Annotated in this window: 14 protein-coding genes; 9 read left to right on the top strand and 5 right to left on the bottom strand. The window is 72.8% G+C overall.

Going from position 1 to position 14,570, the window contains the following annotated elements; genetic code table 11:
- Window positions 1-59: 59 nt before the first annotated feature.
- The 3 genes from IE108_RS23250 to IE108_RS23240 are packed head-to-tail and all read left to right on the top strand — an operon-like array spanning window position 60 to window position 2,546.
- Window positions 60-656, top strand: a complete 597-nt coding sequence (locus tag IE108_RS23250) for a DUF5998 family protein (protein ID WP_064730221.1) — start codon at window positions 60-62, stop codon at window positions 654-656.
- On the top strand, window positions 656-1,849 hold the full coding sequence (locus tag IE108_RS23245; RefSeq protein ID WP_064730222.1) for an alkaline phosphatase family protein: 1,194 nt from the start codon (window positions 656-658) through the stop codon (window positions 1,847-1,849). Before IE108_RS23250 ends, IE108_RS23245 begins: the two co-directional genes overlap by 1 nt.
- Before the next feature lie 46 nt (window positions 1,850-1,895).
- Window positions 1,896-2,546, top strand: a complete 651-nt coding sequence (locus IE108_RS23240) for a thymidine kinase (RefSeq protein ID WP_064730223.1) — start codon at window positions 1,896-1,898, stop codon at window positions 2,544-2,546.
- Here the strand turns inward: IE108_RS23240 and IE108_RS23235 are convergent.
- Window positions 2,535-3,374 carry a VOC family protein gene (locus tag IE108_RS23235; protein WP_064731998.1) on the bottom strand — a complete coding sequence of 280 codons (840 nt, stop codon included), beginning with the start codon at window positions 3,372-3,374 and terminating at the stop codon, window positions 2,535-2,537. The two genes, IE108_RS23240 and IE108_RS23235, sit on opposite strands and share 12 nt — an antisense overlap.
- A gap of 236 nt (window positions 3,375-3,610) precedes the next feature.
- Here IE108_RS23235 and IE108_RS23230 point away from each other — a divergent pair, with 236 nt between their 5' ends.
- A complete protein-coding gene (locus tag IE108_RS23230; protein ID WP_064730224.1) occupies window positions 3,611-4,462 on the top strand; it encodes a sulfurtransferase in 852 nt (283 codons plus the stop codon).
- A gap of 100 nt (window positions 4,463-4,562) precedes the next feature.
- Here the strand turns inward: IE108_RS23230 and sepH are convergent, their stop codons facing one another.
- A complete protein-coding gene (sepH, locus tag IE108_RS23225) occupies window positions 4,563-5,621 on the bottom strand; it encodes a septation protein SepH (RefSeq protein ID WP_064730225.1) in 1,059 nt (352 codons plus the stop codon).
- Window positions 5,622-6,093: 472 nt separating this feature from the next.
- Here sepH and IE108_RS23220 point away from each other — a divergent pair, with 472 nt between their 5' ends.
- A complete protein-coding gene (locus IE108_RS23220; protein WP_064730226.1) occupies window positions 6,094-6,945 on the top strand; it encodes a hypothetical protein in 852 nt (283 codons plus the stop codon).
- Here the strand turns inward: IE108_RS23220 and IE108_RS23215 are convergent.
- Together IE108_RS23215 and IE108_RS23210 are read right to left on the bottom strand one after the other, a co-directional pair.
- Window positions 6,869-8,206, bottom strand: coding sequence for a D-arabinono-1,4-lactone oxidase (locus IE108_RS23215; protein WP_064730227.1), 1,338 nt, complete (start codon window positions 8,204-8,206; stop codon window positions 6,869-6,871). The two genes, IE108_RS23220 and IE108_RS23215, sit on opposite strands and share 77 nt — an antisense overlap.
- Window positions 8,148-9,404 carry an MFS transporter gene (locus IE108_RS23210; RefSeq protein WP_064730228.1) on the bottom strand — a complete coding sequence of 419 codons (1,257 nt, stop codon included), beginning with the start codon at window positions 9,402-9,404 and terminating at the stop codon, window positions 8,148-8,150. The genes IE108_RS23215 and IE108_RS23210 overlap by 59 nt, the downstream gene beginning before the upstream one ends.
- Before the next feature lie 169 nt (window positions 9,405-9,573).
- Here IE108_RS23210 and IE108_RS23205 point away from each other — a divergent pair, with 169 nt between their 5' ends.
- The gene (locus tag IE108_RS23205) at window positions 9,574-10,701 is read left to right on the top strand and encodes a ferrochelatase (protein ID WP_064730229.1); all 1,128 of its coding nucleotides are present in this window, start codon (window positions 9,574-9,576) and stop codon (window positions 10,699-10,701) included.
- Window positions 10,702-10,709: 8 nt separating this feature from the next.
- A complete protein-coding gene (locus IE108_RS23200) occupies window positions 10,710-11,528 on the top strand; it encodes an inositol monophosphatase family protein (protein WP_064730230.1) in 819 nt (272 codons plus the stop codon).
- A 219-nt stretch (window positions 11,529-11,747) separates the two neighbouring features.
- Here IE108_RS23200 and IE108_RS23195 read toward each other — a convergent pair whose 3' ends face one another.
- Window positions 11,748-11,921: a hypothetical protein gene (locus IE108_RS23195; protein ID WP_181849328.1), complete on the bottom strand. Its 174-nt coding sequence runs from the start codon at window positions 11,919-11,921 to the stop codon at window positions 11,748-11,750.
- A 483-nt stretch (window positions 11,922-12,404) separates the two neighbouring features.
- Here IE108_RS23195 and IE108_RS23190 point away from each other — a divergent pair, with 483 nt between their 5' ends.
- Window positions 12,405-13,058 (top strand): response regulator transcription factor, encoded by a 654-nt coding sequence (locus IE108_RS23190; protein WP_064730231.1) that lies wholly within the window; start codon window positions 12,405-12,407, stop codon window positions 13,056-13,058.
- A gap of 6 nt (window positions 13,059-13,064) precedes the next feature.
- The gene (locus IE108_RS23185) at window positions 13,065-14,309 is read left to right on the top strand and encodes a sensor histidine kinase (protein ID WP_064730232.1); all 1,245 of its coding nucleotides are present in this window, start codon (window positions 13,065-13,067) and stop codon (window positions 14,307-14,309) included.
- Window positions 14,310-14,570 lie beyond the last annotated feature (261 nt).

Here is a 14,570-nt window from a genome sequence, read left to right as displayed (position 1 = left end):
CCCGCGGCCCGGTGCGGGTACCGCGGGAGCGTGCCGCGCAGTCAGTGGGCCCCCTTAGGATGGAGGGCATGGCCAAGACCAGTACGACGACCCAGGGGCTGCGAGCGGCGATCGAGCGCAGTGGCTACTACCCGGCCCTCGTGGCCGAGGCGGTGGAAGCCGCCGTCGGCGGCGAGCCGGTGCGGTCGTACGTGGTCCACCAGGAGACGACGTTCGACCAGAACGAGGTGCGCAGGCACGTGACCGTGCTCGTGCTCACCGGCAACCGCTTCATCGTCAGCCACACCGACGAGCAGGCCGCCGACGACACCTCCCCGACTCCGTACGCCACGACGTCCACCGAGTCCGTCAAGCTCGGCCGGATCTCGTCCATCGTCGTCAGTCGCGTCGTCGCCAACCCGGAGCAGTACAAGCCGGGCACCCTGCCCCGCGAGATCGTGCTCACCATCGGCTGGGGCGCCGTCTCCCGCCTCGACCTGGAGCCCGCCGCCTGCGGCGACCCCAACTGCGAGGCCGACCACGGCTACACGGGCAGCTCCACGGCCGACGACCTCAGCCTGCGCGTCAGCGAGGCGGGCGACGGCCCCGAGACGGTGCGCCAGGCGCTCACCTTCGCTCAGGCCCTCTCCGAGGCGACCGCGGAGACCGGCCGCTGATGGTGCAGCCGGCCCCCTGGGACACCGACCCGGAACCCCTCCCCGTCGACTCCGCCCCCGTCCCCGAGTACGGCAGGGGCTCCCTCGCCGACCTCCTGCCCACCCTGGCCGCCGGACTCGGCGTCCCCGGCATGACCGCGGGCATCACCGAACTGACCCCGGCCGACCGGAACTGCGTCTTCCTGATCGACGGACTCGGCTGGGAGCAGCTGCGCGCCCACCCGCAGGACGCCCCCTTCCTGTCCTCGCTGCTGGGCACCTCGCGCGGCGGCACCGGACGTCCGATCACCGCCGGCTACCCGGCGACCACGGCGACCTCCCTCGCCTCCGTCGGCACCGGACTCCCGCCGGGCGCCCACGGCCTGCCCGGATACACCGTGCGCGACCCGGCCACGGGCGCGCTGATGAACCAGCTGCGCTGGCAGCCGTGGACCGCGCCGGCCGCCTGGCAGCCGTACCCCACCGTCTTCCAGCTCGCCGAGCAGGCGGGCGTGCACGCGGCGCAGGTGTCGTCGCCGACGTTCGCGAACACCCCGCTGACCAAGGTCGCGCTCAGCGGCGGCACGTTCGTGGGACAGCTGTCCGGCGAGGACCGGATGGACAGCGCCGCCGCGCAGTTGGCCGGCGCCGACCGCGCCCTCGTGTACACGTACTACTCCGAGGTCGACGGCGCCGGACACCGCTTCGGCGTCGACTCCGACACCTGGCGCGGCCAGCTCGGGCACGTCGACCGGCTCGTCCAGCGCCTCGCCGAGCAGCTGCCGCCGCGCAGCGCCCTCTACGTCACCGCCGACCACGGCATGGTCGACGTGCCCTTCGACGAGGAGCACCGCGTCGACTTCGACGAGGACTGGGAGCTGAAGGCGGGCGTCGCCCTCCTCGGCGGCGAGGGCCGCGCCCGGCACGTGTACGCCGTCCCGGGTGCGCGGGGCGACGTGCTGGCCTGCTGGCGCGAGGTGCTGGGCGACCGATTCTGGGTGGCGTCCCGGGACGAGGCGATCGAGGCGGGCTGGTTCGGCCCCCGGATCGACGACCGCGTGTACGACCGCATCGGCGACGTGGTCGCCGCCGCGCGGGACGACGTCCTCCTCATCGCCTCCGAGCGGGAACCGAAGGAGTCGGCGATGGTCGGCAACCACGGTTCGATGACCCCTGCCGAGCAGTTCGTGCCCCTGCTCGAAGTACGTACCTGAAGCCCCCCGAGTCTCCGCCCCGTTGCCGAAAGGTGCCCAACCCCTCATGCCCGAGCTGGTGTTCTTCTCCGGAACGATGGACTGCGGGAAGTCGACACTGGCTCTCCAGATCGAGCACAACCGCTCGGCCCGCGGACTCGCCGGGATGATATTCACCCGGGACGACCGCGCGGGCCAGGGCAAGCTCTCCTCGCGTCTCGGCCTCGTCACCGACGCGACGGAGGTCGAGGACGGCCAGGACCTGTACGCCCACGTCGTCGACCACCTCTCGCGCGGCGGACGCGTGGACTACGTGATCGCGGACGAGGCGCAGTTCCTGTCGCCGGGCCAGATCGACCAGCTCGCGCGCGTGGTCGACGACCTGGAGCTGGACGTGTACGCGTTCGGCATCACCACCGACTTCCGCTCCAAGCTCTTCCCGGGCTCCCAGCGCCTGGTCGAACTCGCCGACCGGGTCGAGGTGCTCCAGGTGGAGGCCCTGTGCTGGTGCGGCGCCCGCGCCACGCACAACGCCCGCACCGTGGGCGGCGTCATGGTCGTCGAGGGCGCCCAGGTGGTGGTCGGCGACGTCGCCCAGTCACCCGACGAGATCGGCTACGAGGTCCTGTGCCGGCGCCACCACCGCCGCCGTGCGACCGCCGCGACGGCACGCGCGGGGGCGCTGTCGCCGGACGTGCTGCCGGTGTCACCCGCCTGAGGCGCCGGTGGGGGCGTGCGCCGGGTCCCGCGGGCTCTGGAGCAGCGCGAACCGCGCCCCCTCCGGATCCGTCACCATCGCCAGCCTGCCCCGGGCCGATTCCCGGACCGGCTCGACCGCATGGCCGCCGAGGCCCACGAGCCGTTCCAGCGAGGCGTCCGCGTCGGCCACCTCGAAGTACGTCACCCAGTGCGGTCCCCTGTCGCGGGGGAGCGCACTGCCCACACCGCGCAGGCCGGCGACCGGGCGGCCGTCGAGCCGCAGGGTCACGTAGTCGGAGCCGTCCGCTGCCTCCGGCTCCAGCTCGAAGCCGAAGACCGTTTGGTAGAACTTGGCGACGCCGGCCGTCTCGAAGGTGGTCAGCTCGTTCCACACCGGGGTGCCGGGCACTCCCGTGACGGCGGTGCCGAGGTGCGCCGCCGCCTGCCAGACACCGAAGACGGCGCCCGACGGGTCCGAGGCGATGGCCAGCCGGCCGGCCTCGCCCGCGTCCAGCGGGCCGACGCCGACCGTGCCGCCGCACAGCCGCACCGTCTCGGCGGTGCGGTTGACGTCGGCGGAGGCGAAGTAGGGCGTCCAGGCGATCGGAAGCTGGCGGTCCGGCGGCAGTTGGCCGATTCCCGCCACCTCGTACCCGTCGAGCAGGGCCCGGGCGTAAGGGCCCAGTTGCTGGGGCCCGGGCCGGAACTCCCAGCCGAACAGGGCCCCGTAGAAGTCGTGGGTCGCGGCCGGTCCGTGCACCATCAGACTCACCCAGCAGGGTGCGCCGGGTGTGCGCCGGGCGTTCGTCTCGCCGTTCCGGCCCTCCGACCCCCGTGCGTCCGTCATCGTCACTCTCTTCTCGGCCCCTCGCGGGCCGTGCGTCCGCTTCCGCTCCGACGGACCCCGCGCCGATGCCGTCACCGGTCCCGGCGCCGTGCGTCTCGGGTGCGCTCATGGGGCAGCCGGGCTGCCCGGGTGGTACAGCATGTGCCCGAACCCGCACGCCTCGTGATCGGTACTGTCCGGCGGGCAGAGTAGCCCGACATCGGCGCCTCGGCCACTCGGTACGCCAGGATGGGGCCATGAACGCCATCATCTCCGCATCCGACCTCCGCGAGGCGCTGGCGGGCGCCGAGCCGCCCGTCCTGCTCGACGTCCGCTGGCAGTTGAGCGCCGCCAAGGCCGCGGGCGCCCCGCACTTCGACGGCCGGGCCACGTACGCGGCCGGGCACCTGCCGGGCGCCGTCTACGTCGACCTGGACCGGGAACTCGCCTCGGCTCCGGGCGGGGGTGGCCGGCATCCGCTGCCCGACGTGGCCGAGTTCGGCGCCGCCATGCGCCGGGCGGGCGTGTCGTCCGGCCGGCCGGTCGTCGTCTACGACGGCGGTCAGGGGTGGGCGGCGGCCCGCGCGTGGTGGCTCCTGCGCTGGACGGGTCACCCGAACGTGCGGGTGCTCGACGGCGGGTTGCCGTCCTGGCCGGACCCGCTCGCGACGGACGTACCGGCGCCCGAGGAGGGCGACTTCGCGCCGGCGCCGGGCGCCGCGGGGCTGCTGGACGCGGACGGTGCCGCGGCGCTGGCCCTCTCCGGGGTGCTCCTCGACGCCCGCGCGGGGGAGCGGTACCGGGGCGAGACCGAGCCGATCGACCCCGTCGGCGGCCACATCCCGGGCGCGGTGTCCGCGCCGACGACGGACAACGTCGCCGCGGACGGCCGCTTCCTGCCCGCCGGTGAACTCCGGGCGCGTTTCAGGACACTCGGCGCCACGGAGGACGGCGAGGTGGGCGTGTACTGCGGCTCGGGCGTGTCGGGCGCCCACGAGGTGCTGGCCCTCGCGGTGGCCGGCATCCCGGCTGCGCTGTACGTGGGTTCGTGGTCGGAGTGGTCCTCGGACCCGACCCGGCCCGTCGCGGTGGGACCGGACCCGCAGTAGGGGGTACGGCACGGCACGGCGAGGGCCCCGGAGACGGCGGTGGGGCCGCACCCCCGTGGGCGCGGCCCCGCCGCCGTGGACGCGGTGAGCGCGAGAGAGCCTATTCCTGCTTCTTCCGGCGGGTGCCGAACACGATCTCGTCCCAGCTCGGCACGGCCGCGCGGCGCCCGGGCCGGACGCCGTCGGCCTCGGCCTGGCGGTCGGTGGACCCGGTGAGCCGGTCGCGGTGGCTGGCCACCGAGCGCGGCATCAGGACGTCGGCGTAGGCGGAACCGGCCGACGCGGCGGGCGCCGGGGGCTCCTCGACCTCGGGCTCCTCCACCGGTTCCTCGACCGGCTCGGGAGCACGCTCGGGGACGACCAGGTCGCCGCGGAAGCTCGGCACCGCCTCCAGGAGGCTGGTGAGCGAGTCCCGTTCGCGTTCCACCGACGCGGTGGCCGCGGTCTCCTCGGCCGGTTCGGACGGCGCCGGGGGCAGGCTCGGCCGCTCCCGCTGCTCCCGGTCGAGGGAGCGGTCCAGCGGCCGGTCGCGGGGCAGCCGGGCGATGCGCGGCACGAACGGGAAGCTGGGCTCGGCCGCGGCGAGGTCGTCGGACTCGCCGATCAGCGCGCGCGCCTCCGCGTCGACGGCCTGGACGAGCCGCCGGGGCGGGTCGTACGTCCAGCTCGCCGAGTGCGGTTCGCCCGCGACCACGTAGACCAGCAGCACTTCCCAGGTGCCGTCGTCGCGGCGCCAGGAGTCCCACTGGACGGTGTCCTTGTCGGCGCCACGCAGCAGCAGCCGCTCCTGCACGGCCTCGCCGAGGGGCGGCCCGGAGTTCTCGCCGGGGCGGCGGACCGGGGTCTTGCGGGCCCGCTCCGCCATGAAGGCGCGCTCGGCCAGCACCGGACCCTCGAAGCGCCGCACGCGGTCGACGGGGATGCCCGCCAGCTGGGCGACCTCTTCCGCGGTCGCGCCGGCACGTATACGGGCCTGGATGTCGCGGGGGCGGAGGTGGCTCTCGACCTCGATCTCGATCTGGCCGAGGCGGGGCCGGTCACCGCGCACGGCGACGCGGAGCCGTTCGTCGATCGGAAGCGTGTACTCCGTGCTGTCGGCAGCCTTCAGCACCAGCCGTGTGCCGTCATTCGAGACGGCCACGACACGCAGTTCGGGCATGGGGACCTCCCGGGTGGTGCCTGCCGACGTCACGTGCGTCGCTGCTTCCGCTCTGTCGAGTGTGGCCTGCCCGGGTGCAGCCTGCCACAACCTTGCCGAGTTGCCCGGCGTGTCGGGCTCGGGCCCTGGATCGCCGTTATGGCACGGTTACCTGTTCGCAACGCTAAGTGACCAACTCGGTCACCCTGTGCAACTAGCCCCCTCCTGGCGGTCCTTCAAGGCTCAGAACCCCCTGTCGGGAGACCGGGCCCAGGGCTCGCAACAGTACTCCATTCGGGCCACGTGCGTGGATTGGCACGCCGCCCAACTTCTGGCAAGAGGGCGCGCTTGGCCGTCCCCGTCGTGAAAGTCGCGATCTTGAACGTGGCGTACTTCACGCAATCACCAGAAACGGAACTAATGGTTTCGTCCGCACGTCCCTTTCTCGTGCAGTTGATCGCTCCCGTAGGGGAAAGGCAGGCAAGGTCAGAGGATGCGTGAAAAGTCCGATGGCGCAGGTGAGGCGGACGTGCGTACGGAGGGGGAGGCCAGGCGGATCGATCTGAGCCTGCCCCAGGTCGCGGGCAGCGCCCTGGCCGCGGTGGTGGCCGCCAAGCTCGCCTCTTCGTTCGGCGTCTACGGCACGATCCTCGGCGCCGGCGTGATCAGTGTGGTCGCCACCTGCGGAGGCTCGGTCCTCCAGCACTTCTTCAAGCGCACCGGGGAACAGCTCCGGGTGAAGCGCACGGCCGCCGTGACGCCGACGGCGGGCGCAGAGGCCGCGCCGGCGTGGGGCGAGTTCTCCCGGGGAACCGTCTACCGCGCGCGGACCACGGGCTGGAAGCGCCCGGTGATCGCGGCCGCCCTCGTCTTCGGCGTCGCCATGGCCGGGATCACCACGTACGAGCTGGCCTCCGGCGAGAACCTGAGCGGCGGCCACCGCACCACGGTGGGCAACGCCCTCTCCGGTCACAACAAGTCCGCGAGCGACTCGGGGAACTCCGACGACCCGGGTGGGCCCGACGGTTCCGGGAACCGGGAGGACGGCAAGGAGGACCCGGGCGGCTCCGGCACCTCCGGCGACGACGGTGCCGGGAGCGACACGCCGTCCGCGACCCCGTCCGGCACCCCGAGCGGCACCGGCGACGGCGAGTCCTCCGGCGGTGGCGCCGGGCAGGACGGCGGTACGGCGACCAGCCCCACGCCCACCCCGGAGGCCACCGGCGACGAGGGCGGCGACTCCGGCAGCCCGGCCCCGGACGACTCGGCTACGGCCCCAGCACCCGGCGCAAGTAGTCGTTCAGGAACAGACGGTCAGGGTCAAGGCGGTCCCGCAGCGCAGTGAACTCGACGAAGCGCGGGTAGACCCGGGAGAAGTACTCGGCGTCCCGGGTGTGCACCTTGCCCCAGTGCGGCCGCCCCTCGTGCGCCGTGAAGATGCGTTCGGCGGCGGTGAAGTAGGCCTGGTAGGGCGTGCCCCGGAACATGTGCACGGCGATGTAGGCGCTGTCCCGGCCCGAGGCGGTGGACAGCGTGATGTCGTCGGCCGGGGCCGTGCGCACCTCGACCGGGAAGCTGATCCTGAGCCGGGACCGGTCGACCATCGCCTTGAGTTCGCGCAGCGTCTCGACGACCGCCTCCCGCGGAACGGCGTACTCCATCTCCACGAACCGCACCCGGCGCGGCGAGGTGAAGACCTTGTGCGGGACGTCCGTGTACGTCCGCGCGGAGAGCGCCCTGCTGGAGAACCGGGCGATGGCCGGGATGGCGCCGGGGGCGGCGCGGCCGATCCAGTTGGCCGCCTGGAAGGCGCCGTTGGAGAGGAACTCGTCCTCGAACCAGCCCTGGACCCGGCCCACCGGCCGCTCCGGGCCGGCGCTGCGGTTGTTGCGCTTGGTGTTGGTGTTGCCGGTGTGCGGGAACCAGTAGAACTCGAAGTGCTCGTTCTCGGTCCACAGTTCGTCGAAGTCGCCGAGCACCCGCTCGAACGGCATCGGTTCCTCGCGGGCGGTGAGCAGGAAGATCGGCTCGACCGCGAAGGTGATCGCGGTGACGACGCCCAGCGCGCCCAGGCCGATCCGGGCGGCGGCGAACACCTCCGGCCGCTCCCGCTCGGAGCAGGTCAGGACCGAACCGTCCGCCGTGACCATCTCCAGGCCGCGGATCTGCGCGGCGATCGAGGCGGACTCGCGGCCCGTGCCGTGGGTGCCGGTACTGATCGCGCCGGAGACGGTCTGCTCCGTGATGTCGCCCATGTTGGTCAGCGAGAGGCCCTCACGCGCGAGGGCCAGGTTGAGCCGCTTGAGCGGGGTGCCCGCCTCCACCGTGACCGTCATGGCGTCCCGGTCGATGTCGCGGATGCCCGTCAACAGTTGAGGGCGGATCAACAGCCCGTCCGTCGCCGCTATGGAGGTGAACGAGTGCCCGGTGCCGACCGCCTTGACCCGCAGCCCGTCCCGGGCCGCCCCGCGGACGGCGTCCGCCAGCTCCTCGACGGAGGCCGGAGTGACCTCCCGCGCGGGGCGCGCGGAGACGTTTCCGCCCCAGTTACGCCATGTGCCGTTCCGGCCGTTCGTCCTGCCGCTCGCCGTGCGTGTGCTGCTCAACGGTGCCTCCCCGACGCGGATCCGGCCGCTTGAGCCGGCGGTACCCGAGGAAACCGACCGCGACCGCGACGGCCCCGGCCACCGCCGGGACCCAGTACCCCGCACGCGCCCCGGAGGCGTCGATCACCCAGCCGCCCCCCGAGGAGCCGAGCGCGACCCCGACCGCGAGTCCGGTGCTCACCCAGGTCATGCCCTCGGTCAGCTGCGCGCGTGGTACGTGCTCTTCGATGAGGGACATCGTCGTGATCATCGTCGGAGCGATGGACAGACCCGCAACGAACAGCGCCGCGGCCAGAAACAGCAGGTTTCCGACCAGTAGCAGGGGGATCATACTCACGGCCATCGCACACACGCCCAGCAGCCAGCGGCGCTCGGGCGGACCGGCGAAGCGCATCAGCCCGAAGATCATGGCCGCCGTGCACGACCCCGCCGCGTACAGCGCGAGGACGAGGCTGGCGGCGGCCTTGTGTCCCTCCTCCTCGGCGAACGCCACGGTGACGACGTCGATGGCCCCGAAGATCGTCCCCGTGGCCGCGAACGTGCCGACCAGGACCTGGAGTCCGCGCGAGCGCAGCGCGGTGCCGCCGCCCTTGTGCTCGCGCGGGTGCGGGACCGGCTCGGTGGCGCGCTGAGAGGTCAGCCAGAAGACGCCGGTCGCCAGGAAGCAGGCGGCGAGCAGCGGTCCGGCCTCCGGGAACCACGCGGTGGACAGCCCGATGGAGATGATCGGCCCGAAGATGAAGCAGACCTCGTCCACCACGGACTCGAAGGAGTACGCGGTGTGCAGCTGCGGAGTCCCCCGGTACAGGGCCGCCCAGCGGGCCCGGACCATCGCGCCGAGGCTCGGCACGCACCCGATGCCGACACAGGCCGCGAACAGCACCCAGTCCGGCCACCCGTAGTGCGCGGCGGGCAGCAGTACGGCCGCCGCGGTCAGCGACACCAGGGTCGCCGGGCGCAGCACCCGCCGCTGTCCGTACCGGTCCACCAGGCGCGACACCTGCGGTCCCGCGAAGGCGGCCGCGAGGGCGATCGTGGCCGACAGCGCCCCGGCCAGCCCGTAGCGCCCGGTGAGCTGCGAGATCATCGTCACCACGCCGATGCCCATCATCGACAGCGGCATCCGGCCGAGGAGTCCCGCGGCGGAGAAGCCCTTGGTGCCGGGGGCGGCGAACAGGGCGCGGTAGGGGCTGGCCAACTCGGTCTCCGGAAGCGGCTCGGCTCGGCAGAACACCTCAGTAAGGTGCGAACACAGTCGATACAGATTACTCGCCGGAACGCCCGGAAACACCCCCGCGGAGCAGCCGGAACACGCGGTCGGCACCCGCCGTTGCCCCGCTGTCAGTGCCGGGTGGCAGGATCGAGACATGCCAGACGTGCTCGATGTCAGTCCGTACGACGCCCTGCTCCTCCTCTCGTTCGGCGGCCCGGAGGGCCCGGACGACGTGGTCCCGTTCCTGGAGAACGTGACGCGTGGGCGCGGCATCCCGAAGGAACGCCTCAAGGAGGTCGGGCAGCACTACTTCCTCTTCGGCGGCGTCAGCCCGATCAACGACCAGAACCGGGCCCTGCTGGACGCCCTCCGCAAGGACTTCGCCGAGCACGGCCTGGACCTGCCGGTCTACTGGGGCAACCGCAACTGGGCGCCGTACCTGACGGACACCCTGCGCGAGATGGTCCGCGACGGCCGCCGCCGCGTCCTGGTCCTCGCGACCAGCGCCTACGCCTCGTACTCGGGCTGCCGTCAGTACCGGGAGAACCTCGCGGACGCGCTGGCGGCCCTGGAGTCCGAGGGTCTGGAGCCGCCCCGGGTCGACAAGCTGCGGCACTACTTCAACCACCCCGGGTTCGTGGAGCCCATGGTCGACGGGGTGGTCCAATCGCTGGCCGAGCTGCCCGACGAGGTCCGCGACGGCGCGCACCTCGCGTTCTCGACCCACTCGATCCCCACCTCGGCCGCGGACACCTCCGGGCCCGTCGAGGCGCACGGCGACGGCGGAGCCTACGTCCGCCAGCACCTCGACGTCGCGCAGGTGATCGCCGACGCCGTCCGCGACCGCACCGGCGTCGACCACCCCTGGCAGCTCGTCTACCAGTCGCGTTCCGGCGCCCCGCACATCCCGTGGCTGGAGCCCGACATCTGCGACCACCTGGAGGAGCGCCACGCGGCCGGCGCCCCGGCCGTGGTGATGGCCCCCATCGGATTCGTCTCCGACCACATGGAGGTCCTGTACGACCTCGACACCGAGGCCACCGCCAAGGCCGGCGAGCTGGGGCTGCCCGTGCGGCGCTCCGCGACCGTCGGCGCCGACCCGCGGTTCGCCGCGGCGGTCCGCGACCTCGTCGTGGAGCGGGCCGCCGGCGAGCGCGGCGAGGAGGCCGCCCCGTGCGTGCTCGGCGCGCTGGGCGCGAGCCACGACCTGTGCCCGGTCGGCTGCTGCCCCGCCCGCGCTCCCCGGCCCGCCGCCGCGGGTGCCGACAGCCCCTACGCCTGAGGAAGCCCGTGACCGACGTGACGACCGACCCGCTCCACACCGAGCTGTTGAAGATCGCCCTGGAGGCCGCCCACCGCGCGGGCGACCTGCTGCGGGACGGCCGCCCGGCCGACCTGGCGGTCGCCGCGACCAAGTCCAGCCCGATCGACGTGGTCACCGAGATGGACATCGCGGCGGAGAAGCTCATCACCGGGCTCATCGCGGACCGCCGCCCCGACGACGGCTTCCTCGGCGAGGAGGGCTCCGCCGTCGAGGGCACCAGCGGGATCCGCTGGGTCGTCGACCCGCTCGACGGCACGGTCAACTACCTGTACGGGCTGCCCACCTGGGCGGTCTCCATCGCCGCCGAGCAGGACGGCGAGCGGGTGGCGGCGGCGGTGGTGGCCCCGATGCGGGGCGAGACCTACCACGCGGTGCTGGGCGGTGGGGCGTGGGCGACCGGTGCCTGGGAGGGCGAGCGGGCGCTCACCTGCCGGGGTGCGGCCCCGCTGGACCAGGCGCTGGTCTCCACCGGGTTCAACTACGTCTCAGACGTCCGCGCGGAGCAGGCCGAGATCGCGCGGCGGCTCATCCCGCTGGTGCGCGACATCCGGCGCGGCGGCTCGGCCGCGATCGACCTGTGCGACGTGGCCGCCGGACGCCTGGACGGCTACTACGAGCGCGGGCTGCACCCGTGGGACCTGGCGGCGGGCGACCTGATCGCCCGTGAGGCGGGCGCGGTGACCGGTGGACGCCCGGGTGAGCGCCCCTCCGGCGCCCTGACGATCGCGGCCACCCCGGCCGTCTTCGAACCCCTCCAGCGGCTGCTGGCGGACTTCGGGGCGTAGGCCTCCGGCGGGGGAGCGGGGTGCGCGGTCGCTCCGCGAGGCGGACGCCGGCACCCCTGCGCGAACGCCGCTCTCTCCCGGCGGCCGGGGGCGGCACGCGCAGGCGCCCTCCCGCGGACCGGTCAGCGGGGCCGGTCGCCCGCCTCCCCGCGCGGCAGCGCCCGCGCACGGCGAAGCCCCGGCGCTGGATCGCCGGGGCTTCCTTCGTCATGGGGCCGGTCAGGCGTTGGTAGCCCTCACCTCCACGCCGTGCTCGGCGGCGAGGCGGCGGAGGTCGTCCAGCTCTCCCAGTTCCACGTCGACAAGGAACTCGTCGCCCTCGTCTCGGGCCCGGGACAGGTCGGACTCGGTCGTCTTTATGCGCTGCAGAAGTCCTGCGGTGAAAGCGTCCATGCTGCGCCCCCTCGTCCTGGGTCGTGGGTCGTTGGCACGGGGGTGTGCCGGTAGGAAGGGGCGATCACGTCTCCGGTGGAGTGCCCAGCGCTGCCCGGCCGGGCGGCGACGGTGCCGGACACCCACGCCCGCTCTGCGGAAGCGGACCGCGGAGTACCGCGCGGTAACGCGGTACAGGCAGAGCGTGATCGCGGGGTGTAAAGCCGTCCTCCCCGCGCTCCCCTTCGCGGAAACCTCAACCGCACGAGAAAATCCCGCATTCCCGTTTCAGCGGCTCACTTCCTCCGGGCGCCGCACCGCGCCCCGTCCCACGCCTCGGGCGCGACTCCGACGCGCTTCCCACCCGCTTCCCGTCCGCCTCCCCTCCCGTCTTACAGCCGACTTATGGCCGAAAAGGGCAGGATGGAGGCAACACACCCACCGGACCCCTGCCCTAGTGCGCCGCCAGGCGCTACGCGGGTGGACACAGGAAGGACAAGCGACGTGCGCGTACTCGTCGTCGAGGACGAGCAACTGCTCGCCGATGCGGTGGCCACCGGACTGCGCCGGGAGGCCATGGCCGTCGACGTCGTGTACGACGGTGCGGCCGCCCTGGAGCGCATCGGCGTCAACGACTACGACGTGGTCGTCCTCGACCGCGACCTCCCGCTCGTCCACGGCGACGACGTGTGCCGCAAGATCGTCGAACTCGGCATGCCCACGCGCGTGCTGATGCTCACGGCGTCCGGCGACGTCAGCGACCGCGTCGAGGGCCTGGAGATCGGCGCCGACGACTACCTTCCCAAGCCCTTCGCGTTCAGCGAGCTGATCGCCCGGGTGCGCGCCCTGGGCCGCCGCACCAGCGTGCCCCTGCCGCCCGTCCTGGAGCGCGCCGGGATCAAGCTCGACCCGAACCGCCGCGAGGTCTTCCGGGACGGCAACGAGGTGCAGCTCGCGCCCAAGGAGTTCGCCGTCCTGGAGGTCCTCATGCGCAGCGAGGGCGCCGTGGTCTCCGCCGAGCAGCTGCTGGAGAAGGCCTGGGACGAGAACACCGACCCGTTCACCAACGTCGTGCGCGTGACCGTCATGACCCTGCGCCGCAAGCTGGGCGAGCCGCCCGTCATCGTCACCGTCCCCGGCTCCGGGTACCGGATCTGATCGCCCGTGGCGACCACACCCGCGCCCCCCGGGGCGCCCCCGAAGCCCACCTGGGACCCGCGTTCGGCCACCCCGCTGCCGTGGCTGCGGCCCACCATCCGGATAAGGCTCACGCTGCTGTACGGCGGCATGTTCCTGATCGCCGGCATCCTGCTGCTGTCGATCATCTATCTGCTCGCCGCGCAGGCCGTGCGCACCGGCAACGAACCGCTGTACAAGATCGTCGACTTCACCGACCTCAGGGTCTCCAGCAGCGACTGCCCCGTCGTCGACAACGGCAACCTGTCCCTGTCCGCGTTCAACGCCGCGATCAGCGACTGCATAGACCACCAGCGCAAGGTAGCCCTGGACAACCTCCTCAGCCGGTCGCTGCTGGCGCTGCTCGGCCTCGCCGTGATCGCCTTCGCCTTCGGCTACGCCATGGCGGGGCGCGTCCTGTCGCCGCTCGGCCGGATCACCCGCACCGCGCGCGCGGTGGCCGGCTCCGACCTCTCCCGCCGGATCGAGCTGGACGGTCCGGACGACGAGCTGAAGGAGCTGGCCGACACCTTCGACGACATGCTGGAGCGCCTGCAGCGGGCCTTCACCGCCCAGCAGCGCTTCGTCGGCAACGCCTCCCACGAGCTGCGCACGCCCCTGGCGATCAACCGCACGCTCCTGGAGGTGCACCTGTCCGATCCGAACGCGCCGGTGGAGCTCCAGCAGCTCGGCAAGACGCTGCTGGCGACCAACGAGCGCAGCGAGCAGCTCGTCGAGGGCCTGCTGCTGCTCGCCCGCAGCGACAACCAGATCGTCGAACGCAAACCGGTGGACCTCGCGGAGGTGGCCGGCCAGGCCATCGACCAGGTGCACGCCGAGGCCGAGAGCAAGGGCGTCGTCGTCCGCGGCACCCGTGAGGCCGCCGTGGTCCAGGGCAACGGCGTCCTGCTGGAGCGCATCGCCCTGAACCTCGTCCAGAACGCGGTGCGCTACAACGTCGCCGAGGACGGCTGGGTGGAGGTCACCACGGCCGTCGAGGGCGGCCAGGCGGTCCTGGTGGTCACCAACACCGGCCCCGTCGTCCCGGCGTACGAGGTCGACAACCTCTTCGAGCCGTTCCGGCGGCTGCGCACCGAGCGCACGGGCAGCGACAAGGGCGTGGGCCTGGGTCTGTCCATCGCGCGGTCCGTGGCGCGGGCGCACGGCGGGCACATCTACGCTCAGCCGCGCGAGGGCGGGGGGCTCGTCATGCGCGTGACGCTGCCCATCTGAGATCATGACCCCGACATCTCACCGAACTCCGAGGATGTTCGCTTTGAGCGGAATTTCCAGGCCGGCGGCCCTGGAGGCGCGTGTGTGATCGATCACAGGAGAGGCTTTCGCGCCATCTACTCTCCGTGATCATGCACCCTGTCGGAAAGCCGGGAAAATCCTGGTTTTCAGGGGTCCTGATCACGGGAAGTACACGGTGGGACGCCTTTGAAGTGCGGTATTAGGACCGTGTACGGTCCCCATCGCCATCCAAGCCGATCA

It is taken from the genome of Streptomyces parvulus (assembly GCF_014648855.1).
GTDB lineage: Bacteria > Actinomycetota > Actinomycetes > Streptomycetales > Streptomycetaceae > Streptomyces > Streptomyces parvulus.
This window is presented reverse-complemented; position numbering and strand designations above follow the sequence as displayed.

What these genes read in the sequence shown, in the direction of transcription:
- IE108_RS23250 (WP_064730221.1), top strand. Translation starts at nt 60, where the DNA reads ATGGAGGGCATGGCCAAGACCAGTACGACGACCCAGGGGCTGCGAGCG.
- IE108_RS23245 (WP_064730222.1), top strand. Translation starts at nt 656, where the DNA reads ATGGTGCAGCCGGCCCCCTGGGACACCGACCCGGAACCCCTCCCCGTC.
- IE108_RS23240 (WP_064730223.1), top strand. Translation starts at nt 1,896, where the DNA reads ATGCCCGAGCTGGTGTTCTTCTCCGGAACGATGGACTGCGGGAAGTCG.
- IE108_RS23235 (WP_064731998.1), bottom strand. Translation starts at nt 3,374, where the DNA reads ATGACGGACGCACGGGGGTCGGAGGGCCGGAACGGCGAGACGAACGCC.
- IE108_RS23230 (WP_064730224.1), top strand. Translation starts at nt 3,611, where the DNA reads ATGAACGCCATCATCTCCGCATCCGACCTCCGCGAGGCGCTGGCGGGC.
- sepH (WP_064730225.1), bottom strand. Translation starts at nt 5,621, where the DNA reads ATGCCCGAACTGCGTGTCGTGGCCGTCTCGAATGACGGCACACGGCTG.
- IE108_RS23220 (WP_064730226.1), top strand. Translation starts at nt 6,094, where the DNA reads ATGCGTGAAAAGTCCGATGGCGCAGGTGAGGCGGACGTGCGTACGGAG.
- IE108_RS23205 (WP_064730229.1), top strand. Translation starts at nt 9,574, where the DNA reads ATGCCAGACGTGCTCGATGTCAGTCCGTACGACGCCCTGCTCCTCCTC.
- IE108_RS23195 (WP_181849328.1), bottom strand. Translation starts at nt 11,921, where the DNA reads ATGGACGCTTTCACCGCAGGACTTCTGCAGCGCATAAAGACGACCGAG.